General features: G+C 71.7%; 15 protein-coding genes. 11 read left to right on the top strand and 4 right to left on the bottom strand.

Going from position 1 to position 14,585, the window contains the following annotated elements; all coding sequences use genetic code 11:
• The first annotated feature begins 29 nt into the window (after positions 1-29).
• A complete protein-coding gene (locus JOD54_RS29720; protein ID WP_204455263.1) occupies positions 30-1,247 on the top strand; it encodes a cytochrome P450 family protein in 1,218 nt (405 codons plus the stop codon).
• 423 nt (positions 1,248-1,670) lie between these two features.
• Here the strand turns inward: JOD54_RS29720 and JOD54_RS29715 are convergent, their stop codons facing one another.
• Positions 1,671-2,414 carry a hypothetical protein gene (locus JOD54_RS29715; protein WP_204455262.1) on the bottom strand — a complete coding sequence of 248 codons (744 nt, stop codon included), beginning with the start codon at positions 2,412-2,414 and terminating at the stop codon, positions 1,671-1,673.
• A gap of 203 nt (positions 2,415-2,617) precedes the next feature.
• Here JOD54_RS29715 and JOD54_RS29710 point away from each other — a divergent pair, with 203 nt between their 5' ends.
• Positions 2,618-3,331 carry a hypothetical protein gene (locus JOD54_RS29710; RefSeq protein ID WP_204455261.1) on the top strand — a complete coding sequence of 238 codons (714 nt, stop codon included), beginning with the start codon at positions 2,618-2,620 and terminating at the stop codon, positions 3,329-3,331.
• Between the two features lie 172 nt (positions 3,332-3,503).
• Entirely contained in the window at positions 3,504-4,772 is a 1,269-nt protein-coding gene (locus tag JOD54_RS29705) for an adenosylmethionine--8-amino-7-oxononanoate transaminase (protein ID WP_204455260.1), read from the top strand.
• Between the two features lie 464 nt (positions 4,773-5,236).
• Here the strand turns inward: JOD54_RS29705 and JOD54_RS34790 are convergent, their stop codons facing one another.
• Complete coding sequence (locus tag JOD54_RS34790; RefSeq protein ID WP_307860388.1) at positions 5,237-5,479, bottom strand: glutaredoxin family protein; 243 nt, start codon at positions 5,477-5,479, stop codon at positions 5,237-5,239.
• Positions 5,480-5,552: 73 nt separating this feature from the next.
• Here JOD54_RS34790 and bioD point away from each other — a divergent pair, with 73 nt between their 5' ends.
• From bioD to JOD54_RS29680, 4 genes are all read left to right on the top strand, one after another.
• Complete coding sequence (gene bioD / locus JOD54_RS29695) at positions 5,553-6,269, top strand: dethiobiotin synthase (RefSeq protein WP_204455259.1); 717 nt, start codon at positions 5,553-5,555, stop codon at positions 6,267-6,269.
• A 96-nt stretch (positions 6,270-6,365) separates the two neighbouring features.
• Entirely contained in the window at positions 6,366-7,403 is a 1,038-nt protein-coding gene (gene bioB / locus JOD54_RS29690; protein WP_204455258.1) for a biotin synthase BioB, read from the top strand.
• Positions 7,404-7,607: 204 nt separating this feature from the next.
• Positions 7,608-7,802, top strand: a complete 195-nt coding sequence (gene bsaP / locus JOD54_RS29685) for a biotin synthase auxiliary protein BsaP (RefSeq protein ID WP_204455257.1) — start codon at positions 7,608-7,610, stop codon at positions 7,800-7,802.
• A 56-nt stretch (positions 7,803-7,858) separates the two neighbouring features.
• Entirely contained in the window at positions 7,859-8,446 is a 588-nt protein-coding gene (locus tag JOD54_RS29680; RefSeq protein WP_307860386.1) for a DUF2567 domain-containing protein, read from the top strand.
• Between the two features lie 12 nt (positions 8,447-8,458).
• On the opposite strand, the gene JOD54_RS29675 is transcribed toward JOD54_RS29680, so the two are convergent.
• Positions 8,459-9,139 carry an LON peptidase substrate-binding domain-containing protein gene (locus tag JOD54_RS29675; RefSeq protein WP_204455256.1) on the bottom strand — a complete coding sequence of 227 codons (681 nt, stop codon included), beginning with the start codon at positions 9,137-9,139 and terminating at the stop codon, positions 8,459-8,461.
• 64 nt (positions 9,140-9,203) lie between these two features.
• Entirely contained in the window at positions 9,204-9,911 is a 708-nt protein-coding gene (locus tag JOD54_RS29670) for an NUDIX hydrolase (RefSeq protein WP_275592692.1), read from the bottom strand.
• 59 nt (positions 9,912-9,970) lie between these two features.
• On the opposite strand from JOD54_RS29670, the gene nadA reads away from it, so the two are divergent.
• The 4 genes from nadA (at position 9,971) to JOD54_RS29650 (ending at position 14,469) form a co-directional block, all read left to right on the top strand.
• The gene (gene nadA, locus JOD54_RS29665) at positions 9,971-10,978 is read left to right on the top strand and encodes a quinolinate synthase NadA (protein ID WP_204455255.1); all 1,008 of its coding nucleotides are present in this window, start codon (positions 9,971-9,973) and stop codon (positions 10,976-10,978) included.
• A complete protein-coding gene (locus JOD54_RS29660) occupies positions 10,975-12,597 on the top strand; it encodes an L-aspartate oxidase (protein WP_204455254.1) in 1,623 nt (540 codons plus the stop codon). Before nadA ends, JOD54_RS29660 begins: the two co-directional genes overlap by 4 nt.
• Before the next feature lie 14 nt (positions 12,598-12,611).
• Positions 12,612-13,436 (top strand): carboxylating nicotinate-nucleotide diphosphorylase, encoded by an 825-nt coding sequence (gene nadC, locus JOD54_RS29655; protein WP_204456795.1) that lies wholly within the window; start codon positions 12,612-12,614, stop codon positions 13,434-13,436.
• A gap of 139 nt (positions 13,437-13,575) precedes the next feature.
• Positions 13,576-14,469: a hypothetical protein gene (locus JOD54_RS29650; protein ID WP_204455253.1), complete on the top strand. Its 894-nt coding sequence runs from the start codon at positions 13,576-13,578 to the stop codon at positions 14,467-14,469.
• Positions 14,470-14,585: the final 116 nt, after the last annotated feature.

Here is a 14,585-nt window from a genome sequence, read left to right as displayed (position 1 = left end):
GGGTGGCAAGCGCTCACCGAGGGGGACACGTGACCGTTGACCACGACGTCGTACGCATCGGCCCGGACTTCTTCCAGGACCCGCACCAGCTCTACGCCGAGCTGCGCCGCACCGGACCGGTGCGCCGCGTCGTGCTGCCGCGCGGGGTGCTGGGCTGGCTGGTCACCCGGTACGCCGACGCCAAGGCGGTGCTGTCGGACCCCAGGGTCAGCAAGGACTACGTGCGCGCCGGGGCGCTGCTGGAGCGCAACCGCGAACCGGGTAGCCCGCGCCCGGAGTTCGGCGAGGAACTGCAGGCGCACATGCTCAACATGGACCCGCCCGACCACACCCGGCTGCGCAAGCTGGTGAACAAGGCGTTCACCGTACGCGGCGTCGGCCACCTGCGGCCCCGGGTCGAGGAGATCACCGCGGCGCTGCTGGACGCCATCGCCGACGCCGACGAGGTCGACCTCGTCCCGGCGCTGGCCTTCCCCGTGCCGATGACCGTGATCTGCGAGCTGCTGGGCGTCCCGGAAGCCGACCGCGAGGCCTTCGGCCGCTGGACGCGGGTGCTGCTGTCCACCTCGTCGACGCCGGTGGAGATCACCGAGGCCGGGGTGTCGGTCGGCAAGTACGTGATGGAGCTGATCGAGTCCAAACGGTCCGCGCCCGCCGACGACCTGCTCACGGCCCTGGTCGAGGCCCGCGAGGACGGCGACCGGCTCAGCGAGAACGAACTGCTGTCGATGACGTTCCTGCTGCTGCTGGCCGGTCACGAGACCACCGTGAACCTCATCGCCAACGGCGTGCTGGCGCTGCTGCGGGCCCCGGAGCAGGCGGCCGCGCTGCGCGCGAACCCAGACCTGCTGCCGCGCGCGGTGGAAGAGTTCCTGCGCTTCGAGAGCCCGGTCAACACGGCCACCCTGCGGTACACGACCGAGCCGATCGAGGTCGCGGGGGTGGAGATCCCGGCGGACGAGTTCGTGGTGGTCGCCCTGGCCTCAGCCAACCGCGACGAGACCGTCTTCACCACCCCCGACGCACTCGACCTCGACCGCGACCTCAACTCCCACCTGGCCTTCGGCCACGGCATCCACTACTGCGTCGGCGCACCCCTGGCCCGGATGGAGGCCGAGGTGGCCATCGGCGCCCTGCTGACCAGGTTCCCCGCCCTGACCCTGACCGACACCCCGCTGCGCTGGCGCGAGAGCACCATCGTCCGAGCCCTGGACTCCCTCCCGGTGCGCCTAGGACCCACCCAGTAGCACTAAGCCGGTTGCCAGGTTGTCGGTGGACCCCGAGCCAGCCCCGCCAGCCCAACCCACCGAGTCAACCCCGCCAACCCGACCACTGGACACTCGGAACTTCCGGTGCCAGATGCTCGATGGGGCGGACTTGTTTTGCGTGGGGGAGCGGCAGTCGTAGCCTTGCCTCGCTGCAGGGCCATGCTCTTCGGCCCCGGCTTTTGCGGTCCTGCCACGGCTGGCGCAGGGGCCCCGCGCAAAACAAGTTCGCCCCATCGAGCACACCGCACCACACGGACCGTGTCGCAATGCCGCAGGCGAGCCGACCGCGCCCCATCAAGCACTCCGCTCCACGACGGGTCCGGAGCGCGAGCCGACCCGCCCCATCGAGCACACCGCACCACCACGGCTCCGAGGCCCCGGTCGTCGAAGGCGAAACCGCCTCTAGGAGAAGTCGAGGGTGATGTACTCGTACTCCCCGCCGTCGATCAGCCCGTTGTGGTCTCCGTCGCGCCACACGACCAAGTACAAGTCCTCGTGGACGTCCTGGAACGGGACCAGCGACTCCTTGCTCGGCTCGTACACGCCGGTCGGGAACTCGGTCAGCCGCGTGGGTTTCGGATCGTCCAAACGGGAGTAGTACACACTGGACTTCTTGTTGTCCGCCTCCTCCGCGCGCTTGTCGCCGATGGCGTTGAAGGTGCCACCGTCGGACATGAACAGGGTGGCGCTGCCGCGTCCGGTGTCGACGTGGCCGCGGCCGGAGCGGAACGGGGCGTCATAGGGTTCGCCCTGGGTGCTCGTGCCGTCCTTGATGGAGAAGCTGGAGTCGTCCTTCTTGACCTCGATGTAGAGCCCGTCGTCGGGGCCCAGTTCGGGGAAGCGGATCTCGAACGGCGCGGACTTCATGGTGACCCGGACCCGGCCCACCAGGCCCTCGACGTCCACGCTGACGTCCTTCATGGTCGCCGCGCGGTCGTCCTGCCAGAACGACAGGCCCAGGTCGGGGGTGCGGATGAGGTCGGAGTGCTCGGGGTCGTCCGGCGAGCCCGGGATGGCGATGATCGCGACCACCAGGGCGGCCACCGCGATGAGCGCGCTGAACGCGGCCACGACGCCGTTCATCGACAGCCACCACGACGCGCTCGTCCACGCCCGACCCGACGGGATCGCCTTGCGCTGCTTCACCGGCGCTCGTCCGAGCCGGTGCGTGCTTCGACCATCAACGCCATCCAGGGGTCGGGTGCTGTTCGTCGACACTCGTATCACCGGGCCGCGGCGCGGCGTGTCGCGATCGACGTGGGTGTCACCCGGGTGGAGTAGTGACGCCCGGGGGTTGACACCGGTGGTCAATACCGTGTTTCCCGGTGCCGGTTGGGTACCGTGGCCGGGTGCGGGGGCGTGATGAGCAGGTGACAGGTGGGGTGGTGGCCGCCCGGCTTCGGCGGGTTCGGCCGCACTTGGCGCTGGTGGCCGCCGGTGCGCCGGTGGTCGGGGCCGCCGTGACGGTGGTCCTCGGCGGGTGGTTGCCCGGCCTCGTGGTCCCCGCTCTGCTGCTCGTCCTCGGCGCCGCCTACTTCCGCACCCGCCGCTTCCGGCCGCGCCGGTGGCCGACCGCCGGTGCGGTGCTCGGCGCCCTCGGCGGCGCGTACCTCGGCGCGGTGAGCCCGTGGCTGTCCCCTTCGGCTGTCCTCTTCGGACTCGGCGGGTGGTTGATCGCGCGCCGGGCCCGTGACAGCGTGCTTCGGCCCTACACCCCGGACCTGGCCGACTCGCCGGTCGAGATCCCGTGGCGGGCCAGAGGAGCGCCGGGGCTCGAGCTGCTCGTCGCGCACGACCGGATCACGTTGGCCGGTGGCCGCGGCCGGTTCCGCCTGGTGCGGCCGATGGTCGCGTTGAGCGGGGTCGGCGCCGTCGAGCAGGTGATGGTGGCGCGGCGGGCGACGCTGCCGGTGCCCGGGGTGGGCGAGCTGCGGGTGACGGTCACGCCCGGTCCCGCGGTGCGGATCACGGTGCCGCCGGGGGAGTGGATCGTGCCGACCGACCACGGGCGCGAGATCGCGCGGTTGGTCGCCCGGCGCAAGGAGCTCGCGGGCGCGAGCTAGTGGCGCGACCCAGATGGTTGACAGGGTCTCGACCTGCCCACGACGTCCCTGGCGGCGTTGCCGAAACGACCGAGTACGCCCAGTACGAGGCCGTTCCGGCGCCTTGCCAGGAACGCCGTGGACAGGCCGATACCCCACCAACCTTCTGGGTCGAGCCACTAGCCTCGCCGCCGTGACTGCCGAAGAGCTGCTCGACCTCGACCGCGCGCACGTGTGGCACCCGTACGGGCCGATGCCGGGTACCCAGCGGCCGCTGGTGGTCGAGTCGGCGGCGGGGGTCCGGCTGACCCTGGCCGACGGGCGGGAGCTGGTGGACGGGATGTCGTCGTGGTGGGCGGCGATCCACGGGTACCGGCACCCGGTGCTCGACGCGGCGGTGACCGAGCAGCTCGGCCGGATGAGCCACGTCATGTTCGGCGGCCTCACCCACGAACCGGCGGTGCGGCTGGCCGCCCGGCTGGTGGAGATCACCCCGGAGCCGCTGCGGCACGTGTTCCTGTGCGACTCCGGGTCGGTCGGCGTCGAGGTCGCGATCAAGATGGCGCTGCAGCACTGGCGCTCGCTCGGTGACACCCGCAAGACCAAGCTGCTCACCTGGCGCGGCGGCTACCACGGCGACACCTTCAACCCGATGAGCGTGTGCGACCCCGACGGCGGCATGCACAGCCTGTGGCGCGGGGTCCTGCCCGTCCAGGTCTTCGCCGACGAACCACCCGCCGCGTTCGACCACGACTACGTCGCCCAGCTCGCCGAGCTCATCGAGACCCACGCCGACGAGCTGGCCGCGGTCATCGTCGAGCCGGTGGTCCAGGGCGCGGGTGGGATGCGCTTCCACGACCCGCGGTACCTGCACGTCCTGCGCGAGCTGACCCTCGCCAACGACGTCCTGCTGATCTTCGACGAGATCGCCACCGGTTTCGGCCGCACCGGAGAGCTCTTCGCCGCCGACCACGCGGGCATCAGCCCCGACATCCTCTGCGTCGGCAAGGCCCTCACCGGCGGCTACCTCAGCATGGCCGCCACCCTGTGCACCCCCCGCGTCGCCGACGGCATCTCCCGCGGCGAGGTCCCGGTCCTGGCCCACGGCCCCACCTTCATGGGCAACCCCCTGGCCTCCGCCGTTGCCCTGGCCTCGATCGACCTCCTCCTCGCGGGCGACTGGCGGGCCACGGTCAAGCGGATCGAAGCCGAACTCACCCGAGGCCTGGCCCCCGCCCGCACCCTCCCCGGCGTCCACGACGTCCGAGTCCTCGGCGCCATCGGCGTAGTCCAACTCGACCACCCCGTCGACATGACCGCCGCGACAGCCGCCGCGGTCGAGGCAGGCGTGTGGCTACGCCCTTTCCGCGACCTCGTCTACACGATGCCGCCGTTCATCAGCACCACCGAGGACATCGCCACGATCACTACGGGTGTCCTCGCCGCCGCCGCAGCGGGTTGAGCGAGGGGGCGCCTATCGGGCTTGTGGGGGACGTGGATGCGGTGCGACGCTGCTGCTGCGGGCTGAGGTTGCGAGCGTGCTGGGCGTCCGCCGGCTCGTCGGGCCGCGCCACCTCGGCGATTCGGCGGTCTAGTCCGCCCGATGCCATCGTTCATCGGCGCCGCCGGGGACATCGCCGTGATCGCAGCGGCTGTGCCTAGCGGCGCCTGCGAGCCTTCACGATCTCGTTGCCCGACGCAGCTTCGTCGGCGCGACCACCACCGGCTCGCCGCGATCATCGCAGGCGTGCTCGCTGGGCCGCTGCCGGAAGGCGTCGCAGTGGTGGGCGTCCGCCGAATTGTGACTACGGCTGCCGTGGCGGGGCGCGGGTGCTGGGTGCCGGAGGTTGGGCGCGTCCGTCGAGCTCGTTGCCCGACGCGGCTTCGTCGGCGCGGCCACGACCACCACTGGTTCGCCGTGGCGGGTTAGGCCAGTGCTTGGGCCAGTTGCGCGTTGGTCGGTTCCACCAGGACCGCGCCATCCGGGAGCACCAGCACCGGGATCTCCTGCCTACCGCCCGCCAGGTCGATGGCGTGGTCGCGGGCCGCGTCGTCGTGTTCGACGTTGATCTCGGTGTAGGGGACGGCGTTGGCGGTGAGCCAGGACTTGGCGCGCCTGCAGTCACCGCACCAGTCGGCGCTGTAGATCACCACGGGTTCGTTGGTCACGTTCCCGACCCTAACCCCAGTACGGGCCCGGTCGGGGTTCCGCGCGCGGCACCGGCCGCTAGCCTGTGTGCCCGTGAGTGTCCTCGTGATCACCGGGACCGGCACCGGCGTCGGCAAGACCGTCGTCACCGCCGGGATCGCCGCGCTCGCCGCGGCCAACGGCCAGCGGGTGGCCGTGCTCAAACCGGCGCAGACCGGGGTCGGTGCGGCCGAGCCGGGTGATGTCGACGAGGTCGGGGCCCGGGTCGCCGGGATCACCACCCGCGAGTTGCGCCGCTTCCCCGACCCGCTGGCCCCCGACACCGCCGCCCGCCGGGTCGGCATGCCGCCGGTGCGGCCGTCGGAGGTCGCCGGTGCCGCTGTGGAGCTCGACAACGGTCACGACCTGGTGCTCGTCGAGGGTGCCGGCGGTTTGCTGGTCCGGTTCGACCCCGATGGCGGGACGCTGGCCGATGTCGCTTGGGCGCTGGGGGCGCCGGTCGTCATCGTCGCCCAGGCCGGGCTCGGCACCCTCAACGCCACCGCGCTGACCGCCGAGGCGTTGCGCCGCCGCGGGGTCGTCTGCACCGGGGTGGTCATCGGGGACTGGCCGGACGCGCCCGACCTCGCTGCCCGCTGCAACATCGAGGACCTGCCTGTGGTCGCCCAGGCCCCGCTGATCGGCGCCTTCCCCGAGCGCGCGGGGGAGTTGGACCCGGCGGCGTTCGAGCAGGTCGCCAGGGCCTCGCTGGGTCCGGTGCTGGGCGGCGCGTTCGACGCCAAGGACTTCGCCGACACGCACCCGGCGTGACATTCATCGCTCATCCCGACCAACCCCATGGGGCAGACTGTGCGCTCGGGACACCACCCGCAGGCCAGGCCAAACCCCCGCACGAGGAGGACATCCGTGACCGCCGCCGCTGAGCGCACCCACGACAGCACCGCCGAGGTCGACGTGCTCGCTGTCGCCCGCGAGCAGGTGCTCGAGCGCGGCGTCGGCCTGTCGCAGGAGCAGGTGCTCGACGTGCTGCGGTTGGCCGACGACCGGTTCGAGGACCTGCTGGCGCTGGCGCACGAGGTGCGGATGCGCTGGTGCGGCCCGGAGGTCGAGGTCGAGGGCATCATCAGCCTCAAGACCGGCGGCTGCCCCGAGGACTGCCACTTCTGCTCGCAGTCGGGTCGCTTCCCCACCCCGGTCCGCTCCGCGTGGCTCGACATCCCCGGCCTGGTCGAGGCGGCCAGGCAGACCGCGCTCACCGGCGCCACCGAGTTCTGCATCGTCGCCGCCGTGCGCGGCCCCGACGCCAGGCTGCTCTCGCAGGTGCGCGACGGCATCAAGGCGATCCGCGAGTCCGGCAACGACATCCAGATCGCCTGCTCGCTGGGCATGCTGACCCAGGAGCAGGTCGACGAGCTGGTCGGCATGGGCGTGCACCGCTACAACCACAACCTGGAGACCGCCCGCTCGCACTTCCCGAACGTGGTCACCACGCACTCCTGGGAGGAGCGCTGGGACACGCTGCGGATGGTCCGCGAGGCGGGCATGGAGGTCTGCAGCGGCGGCATCCTGGGCATGGGCGAGACCGAGGAGCAGCGCGCCGAGTTCGCGGTGCAGCTGGCGGAGCTGGACCCGCACGAGGTCCCGATGAACTTCCTCATCCCGCAGCCGGGCACCCCCTACGAGGACTACGAGCCGATCGAGGGCCGCGAGGCGCTCAAGCTGGTCGCGGCGTTCCGGCTGGCGCTGCCGCGCACCATGCTGCGCTTCGCGGGCGGCCGCGAGCTCACCCTCGGTGACCTGGGCGCCGAGCAGGGCATGCTCGGCGGCATCAACGCGATCATCGTCGGCAACTACCTGACCAACCTCGGCAGGCCCGCCCAGCGCGACCTCGACATGCTGGCCGACCTGAAGATGCCCATCAAGGCCCTCAGCGACTCGCTCTGACGCTGGGCCCGGTGCTCGATGGGGTGAACTCGTTTCGTGTGGGGCCCCTACGACACCCGTGCTGGGCCTGAAAAGCTGGGGGCCAAAGGGACGGCCCAGCCAGCAGCCGGTCAGGCTACGGGTGTCGTCCCCCCACACGAAACGATTCCACCCCATCGAGCTGCTGGTACCAGCCAGCGGCTTCCCGACCTTGGAGTACGCCCCATGTTCTGCGTGCACTGCGGTCTCCCCGAGGCCGAGGGGGAGCACCCCGGCTGCCGGGGTGCGCGCGCCGCGCTCGAACCGCCCCGGTTCTGCCCGGAGTGCGCCCGCCGGATGGTCGTGCAGATCACCCCGGTCGGCTGGTCCGCCCGCTGCTCCAGGCACGGCGAAACGACCAGTGCGGTGGCGACGGGCTAGTCTCGCGGGCGGACCGGACCCGGTCCGCGGGTGGTGTCGCGAGTGGAGGTCGACGGGTGGCGGAGCAGCCGGTGCGGACAGAGGACGCGCGGGACGCACTACCGCCGTACCCGGTACCGCCGGACCAGCGGCGGGCGCCGGTGGCCGTCAAGCGCGACCTGTTGCCCGCGGTCAGCGTGCTGTCGACGATCTCGCTGCTCGGGCTCGCGGTGGGCTTCCTGTGGTCGCGGTTGGCGCCCGGTCTGCTGGTGCAGATCGTGGAGGACGGCACCCCGGCCGCGCTGCGCACGGAGAGCTACCACCGCTTCGACGACCTCGTGCTGTTCATGTTGCTCGGCTTGGCGGCCGGGATCGTGACCGGTGCCGCGCTGTGGCTCGTGCGGGAACGCCGGGGGCCGGTGCTGCTCGTCGCCGGGGTCCTCGGGTCGGTGCTGGCGGCGTGGTTGGCCTACCAGGTGGGGCTGTCGTGGGCGCAGGGCCGGTTCGAGCTGCCCGGGGCGCCGAAGGTCGGGGACGTGCTGACCCTGGCGCCCCGCCTGGAGTCGGCGTGGGCCATCCTCGCCTGGCCGCTGGGTACGGCGTTGAGCTACGGCCTGGCCGCCGCGTGGAACGGCAGCGACGACCTGGGCAGGCGCTTGGGCTAGCCCCGCGCCCGCTCAGTTGAGGCAGAGCGGGGTGTTGAACTCCGACGGTGGCGCCGGGACGGCGTGCAGTGCCGAGAGGATGCCCGCCTCCCGGTTGAGCAGCTGACCGACCATCCGCAACCGGTGCAGCGGCCGGGTTTCCTCCAGCAGCCGCTGGCGGTCCTCCAGGCTCAGCAGGCAGTCCGCGGCCAGCGCGTGCGCCAGCTTGTAGGTCTCGGTGTCGGCGTCCGGCTCGGTCCAGTCGTCGCTGCGCCAGGCCGCGTTGCAGTACCGGCGGTGCGCGGCGCGGGCGGCGTCGACCAGCATGGACACCGACTCGACCGCGGCGGTGGGCTGCTCGGTGTCGGGGACCCACTCCACCGTGCCCATCAGGTACGGCGCGGCGGTGGCGTCGATGTCGAGCAGCCGGAACCGGCGGTCGCCGGTGGTGATGATGTCGAAGCGCCCGTCCGGCAGCCGCTTGGCCTGCCGCAGCGCCGCCGAGCAGCCGATGCCGCGCAGCTGGGACAGGTCGGTGACCTCGTGGTCGGTCGACGGTCGCAGTGCGACGACGCCGAAGGTGCGCTCGGGCAGCGCTCCGGTGACCAGGTCGACGGTCAGCTGCCGGTAGCGCGGCTCGAAGATGTGCAAAGGCAGGTTCGCCCCGGGAAGCAGCACCGCCCGAAGCGGGAACAGCGGAAGCGAATCGGCCACGCGACAACGCTACGACGAAGCGCAACCGCCCGCTGTCCGATCGTGGTGGTGGGTGCGCTCCCGGTCACCGCCCCCGCTCCGGCGCGGGGGGTTTGAGCACCGCGAACGGGTCGGTCACCGCCATTGTGCTGTCGGCGAACCGGAATTGCGCCGCGGGCCTGCCGCCGGCCCGGCCGGGCTTGGCGGTCTCCCCGGTCGGCTCCAGCAGACCCCGCCGGGACAGCACCCGCTGCAGGTTCGTCGCCGACACCCGGTAGCCCAGCGCGGCCGAGTAGAGCCCCCGCAGCGCCGAGATGGTGAACACCGGGGGCGCGAGGGCGAAGCCGATGTTGGTGTAGGACAGCTTCGCGCGCAGCCGGTTGCGGGCGCGCAGGACGATGGCGCCGTGGTCGAATGCGGTCTCCGGCAGGGTGGACACCGGGTGCCACGCGGTGTCCTCCGGCAGTTCGGGGTCCATGTGGGAGGGGACAAGGCACAGGAACGCAGTGGCGACGACCCTGGGCCCGGGGACCCGGTCCGGGGCGCTGAAGACGGCGAGCTGCTCGACGTGCGAGACCTGCCGGACGTCGACCTTCTCGGCAAGCTGCCTGCGGATCGAGGCCTCCACGTCCTCGTCGGCGCGCAGCCTGCCACCGGGCAGCGACCAGCGGTGCGCGTGCGGTTCCATGGCCCGCTCCCACAGCAGCACGCGCAGTGATCCCTGCCTCACCTGCAGCACCGCGGCCAGTACTTCGTGGACGAGCGGTGGGTCCGCGGTGGTAGCATCGGTCATGTTTTCGATCCTAAGGCGAAAACCTCGGGATCGGAAATCGGACACGACAGGAGGACCCCATGACCGCGGACACGATCGACCTGACCCCCTACCACGGGGTGGAGGCGGACGCCGCGTGGCGGGACGAGGTGCGCGAGCTCGCGCGGCAGCGGGACGCCGTCCTGCTCGCGCACAACTACCAGCTGCCGGAGATCCAGGACATCGCCGACCACACGGGTGATTCCCTGGCGCTGAGCCGCATCGCCGCCTCCAGCTCGGCGTCGACCATCATCTTCTGCGGCGTGCACTTCATGGCCGAGACCGCGAAGATCCTCAGTCCCGAGAAGACCGTGCTCATCCCCGACGAGCGCGCGGGCTGCTCGCTGGCCGACTCGATCACCGGCGCCGAGCTGCGCGCCTGGAAGGCCGAGCACCCCGGTGCCGTGGTGGTGTCCTACGTGAACACCACCGCCGAGGTGAAGGCCGAGACCGACATCTGCTGCACCTCGTCCAACGCCGTCGACGTGGTGGCCTCCATCCCGGCCGACCGGGAGGTGCTGTTCCTGCCGGACCAGTTCCTCGGCGCGCACGTCAAGCGCGAGACCGGCCGGGAGAACATGCACATCTGGGCCGGGGAGTGCCACGTGCACGCGGGCATCAACGGCCCGGAGCTGGCCGAGCGGGCGGCGGCCAACCCGGACGCCGACCTGTTCATCCACCCCGAGTGCGGGTGCGCCACCTCGGCGCTCTACCTCGCGGGCGAGGGCATCGTCGCCCCGGAGCGGGTCAAGATCCTGTCCACCGGCGACATGGTGACCCAGGCGCGCGCGACCAAGGCCACCTCGGTGCTGGTGGCGACCGAGATCGGCATGATCCACCAGCTGCGCAAGGCCGCACCGGACATCGAGTTCGCCGCGGTCAACGACCGGGCCTCGTGCCGGTACATGAAGATGATCACCCCGGCCGCGCTGCTGCGGTCGCTGCGGGAGAACCGCGACGAGGTGCACGTGGACCCCGACACCGCGGCCAGGGCGCGCGGCGCGGTGCAGCGGATGATCGAGATCGGTCAGCCGGGCGGTGGGGAATGAGCCCCTGCTGGGAGGCGCGCGCCGACCTGGTCGTGGTCGGCACCGGGGTCGCCGGGCTGACGGCGGCGTTGCGCGCGCAGTCGTTGGGGCTGCGGGTGCTGGTGGTGACCAAGGCGACGGCCGAGGACGGCAACACCAGGTGGGCCCAGGGCGGCGTCGCCGTGGTGCTGCCCGGTGAGCACGACGAGGGCGACTCGGTCGAGCGGCACGTGGCGGACACGCTGGTCGCGGGCGCCGGGCTGTGCGACGAGGACGCGGTCCGGGAGATCGTGTTCGGCGGTCCCGCGGCGGTGACCCGGCTGCTGGAGTTGGGCGCGGTCTTCGACTCCGGCGCCGACGGTCGGCTGGCGCGCACCCGAGAGGGCGGGCACAGCGCGTTCCGCGTGGTGCACGCGGGCGGCGACGCGACGGGCGCCGAGGTGGAACGGGCGCTGCTGGGTGCCGCGCGCGACGGCCGGGTCCCGGTACTGGAGAACCACGTCGCGGTGCAGGCGCTGAAGACACCGTCTGGGGCGGTGGCGGGGCTGCACGTGCTCGACGGCGCGGGGGTGCCGGGCGTGCTGACGGCCTCCGCCGTGCTGCTGGCGACCGGTGGGCTGGGGCAGCTCTACCAGGCGACGTCGAACCCGGAGGTCGCGACGGGGGACGGGCTGGCGTTGGCGCTGCGCGCGGGGGCGCCGGTCGCGGACGTGGAGTTCGTGCAGTTCCACCCGACGGTGCTCTACACCGGACAGGGCGCGCGGGGGCGGTGCCCGCTGGTGACGGAGGCGGTGCGCGGCGAGGGGGCCGTGCTGGTCGACGCGACCGGGGCGCGGGTGATGGCGGGGGTGCACCCGCTGGCGGACCTGGCGCCGCGCGACGTCGTGGCCGCCGCGATCACCCGGCACATGGCGCTGGAGCGCGGCGGGGTCGACGACCACGTGTTCCTCGACGCGACCCACTTGGACGCGGCGACGTTCCGGACCCGGTTCCCCACGGTGTACGCGGCGTGCGTTGCGGCGGGGGTGGACCCGGTGGTCCAGCCGATCCCGGTCGCGCCCGCGGCGCATTTCGCGTGTGGCGGCGTTGTGTCCGATGTGGATGGTCGGACCCCGGTGGTGGGTCTGTACGCGGCCGGTGAGGTCGCCAGCACGGGCTTGCACGGGGCGAACCGGTTGGCGTCCAACAGCTTGCTGGAGGGACTGGTCGTGGGGGCGCGGGCGGCGGAGGCTGTCGCGGCGGACCTGGCGGTCGGTCGACTGGCCGATCCACGGGCGGCTGTGGTGGGGGAGTTGCCGGTCGCGCCGGTGGCGGAGCGGGATTCGCTGCAGCGGGTGATGAGCCGGTACGCGGCCATCGGTCGGGAGGCCGAGGGGTTGGCGGTGGTCGGTTCGGTGCTCGACGTGTCCACTGTGGAGCGAGTGCTCGACTCCAGGGTCGCGGTCGAGGACGCGGCGCTGACCCTGGTCGGCCGGGCGCTGATCGCCTCGGCCGCGGCCCGCCGGGAATCGCGCGGCTGCCACGTGCGCACCGACTTCCCGCAGCGAGACGACGCGTGGCGCCGCAGCCAGTGGGTCCGGCTGACGCCCTCTGGCCAGCCGGTGCTCGGTGGCGTGACCGCCCTGCGGGGTGTCGCGTGATCGACAAGGACGACATGGCCCGCGCGGTCACGACGGCGCTGGAAGAAGACCTGCGCTACGGCCCGGACGCCACGACCGAAGCCACCGTCGCGGCCTCAGCGGTCGCAGTCGCCGAGTTCACCCCGCGCCGTCCGGGCGTGGTCGCAGGCGTGCCGGTGGCCCTGGAGGTCCTGCGGCGGGTGGTATTGGACCTGGTTGTCGAGTCCTGTGTGGAGGATGGCTCCGCGGTCGTGCCGGGTAAGCCGGTCCTGGTGGTGCGCGGCAACACCCGCCAACTGCTCACTGCGGAACGCACCGCCCTGAACTTCCTCTGCCACCTCTCCGGCATCGCCACCACCACGTCCGCCTGGGTCTCGGCGGTGGCCGACACCGGCGCCCAGATCCGAGACTCCCGCAAAACCCTCCCGGGCCTGCGCCTGCTGGAGAAATACGCGGTCCGCTGCGGCGGCGGCATCAACCACCGCCTAGGCCTCGGCGACGCCATCCTCATCAAAGACAACCACGTCGTCGCCGCAGGCTCGGTCACCGCCGCCCTCGCGGCAGCCCGAGCCCACGCCCCCCACCTGTCCGTGGAGGTCGAAGTCGACACCCTCGACCAACTCGACGAAGCCCTGGCCGCCGAAGCCGAGTTGGTCCTCCTGGACAACTTCACCATCCCCAACTGCGTGGAAGCCGTTCGCAGAGCCACCGGAACCCAAACCCACCTAGAAGCCTCCGGCGGCCTAACCCTCCCCACAGCCCCCACCTACGCCGCCACCGGCGTCGACTACCTAGCAGTCGGCGGCCTGACCCACTCCGCACCCGCACTCGACCTGGGCATGGACCTACGCACCGGCTAGGTCGTGTCCTGTTAGCGGGTCTGGTGGTGGTGGCGAGAATGCGGCGGCTGCTTGGCAAGGGAGCCGTAGGCGCTGGCCGTACGGTCTACGGTATCGATCCCCGGTCACTGGCGGAAGGATCGATATGCGGAGCCGACCTGTGCGAGTCGTGGGGAGGACGCGGCCAGATCCCGGCGTCGAGCAGGCAGGCCCGGTCAAGTCTTGGCGGAAGTGGTTCACCAAGCCCCTGAACATCGTCCTCACCATAGTGGTGTCGGCGGCCACGGCAGTTGTGGTGCACTACGCCATCCAGGTCGCCGGAGCTCCCGAGCAGCTCGACGAGTTCCGGACAGGCACCGAGATCCGTGCGGTCGTCGACCAAGTCCACCTGGATGACGAGGGGGCGACGATGGCGACCCCGGCGGGGGTCGAGCTCGACGGGAGCATGCGCGCTCGCCTCGACCAGCCCAACGTGCCGACCGATACCCGGTTCTTGGCGGACGTACGGGACCTGGGTGGTGTGCAGATCTGGAACCTGACACTCCGGATCACGCTCGAAGGCAGGCGCAACCAGCTGATCCGCGTGGTGGACGTGGCTCCGCGCATTGTGAGCCGAGAGCCACCGCCCGCAGGCACCCTCCTGCTCATGCCCGCCCAGGGAGGTGACGCGGCCCTGCGGATGTTGGTGGACCTCGACGAGCCGCGTCCGGTCCTCCGGTTGGTGGTGGGGGACAACCCGTTCGACAAGAAGGGGGGCACGCCCTACTTCGACGCGAACACCATCTCGTTGAAGGACAACGAGCAGCAGGTGATCGTCCTCCGTGCACGGTCGCAGCGGGACCTCTTCCGGTTCGACCTCACCGTCACCTACCAGATCGGCGGGGAAACCCGTCACCAGACGATCGACGATGGGGGCAAACCGTTTGCTGTCGCCGGGCCCAGCAAGACGGCGTCGGGGTTGCTGAGCTACCAGCACGTGCACCAGCTCGACAACGACTACTCCCTTTGTGAGCTGCCGAACCCGCAGGCTGTGGCGGAGGATTCGTTGTGCTGAGGAGCGTGGGGTTCGCCTTGGCGTTGATGACCGCTTCCTGTTCGGGTGTGGTGCGGCAGCCCGAGCCAGGGCCGTTGCGGGTTCATCCGGTCGTGTGGGTGCGGGGTGATGTTGCC

Source organism: Actinokineospora baliensis, from assembly GCF_016907695.1.
GTDB lineage: Bacteria > Actinomycetota > Actinomycetes > Mycobacteriales > Pseudonocardiaceae > Actinokineospora > Actinokineospora baliensis.
The sequence above is the reverse complement of the archived record's forward strand: the minus strand, read 5'-3'. Positions and strand labels throughout refer to the sequence as shown.

What these genes read in the sequence shown, in the direction of transcription:
- bsaP (WP_204455257.1), top strand. Translation starts at nt 7,608, where the DNA reads ATGTTCTGCGTGCACTGCGGTCTCCCCGAGGCCGAGGGGGAGCACCCC.
- JOD54_RS29670 (WP_275592692.1), bottom strand. Translation starts at nt 9,911, where the DNA reads ATGACCGATGCTACCACCGCGGACCCACCGCTCGTCCACGAAGTACTG.
- nadA (WP_204455255.1), top strand. Translation starts at nt 9,971, where the DNA reads ATGACCGCGGACACGATCGACCTGACCCCCTACCACGGGGTGGAGGCG.
- JOD54_RS29660 (WP_204455254.1), top strand. Translation starts at nt 10,975, where the DNA reads ATGAGCCCCTGCTGGGAGGCGCGCGCCGACCTGGTCGTGGTCGGCACC.
- nadC (WP_204456795.1), top strand. Translation starts at nt 12,612, where the DNA reads ATGGCCCGCGCGGTCACGACGGCGCTGGAAGAAGACCTGCGCTACGGC.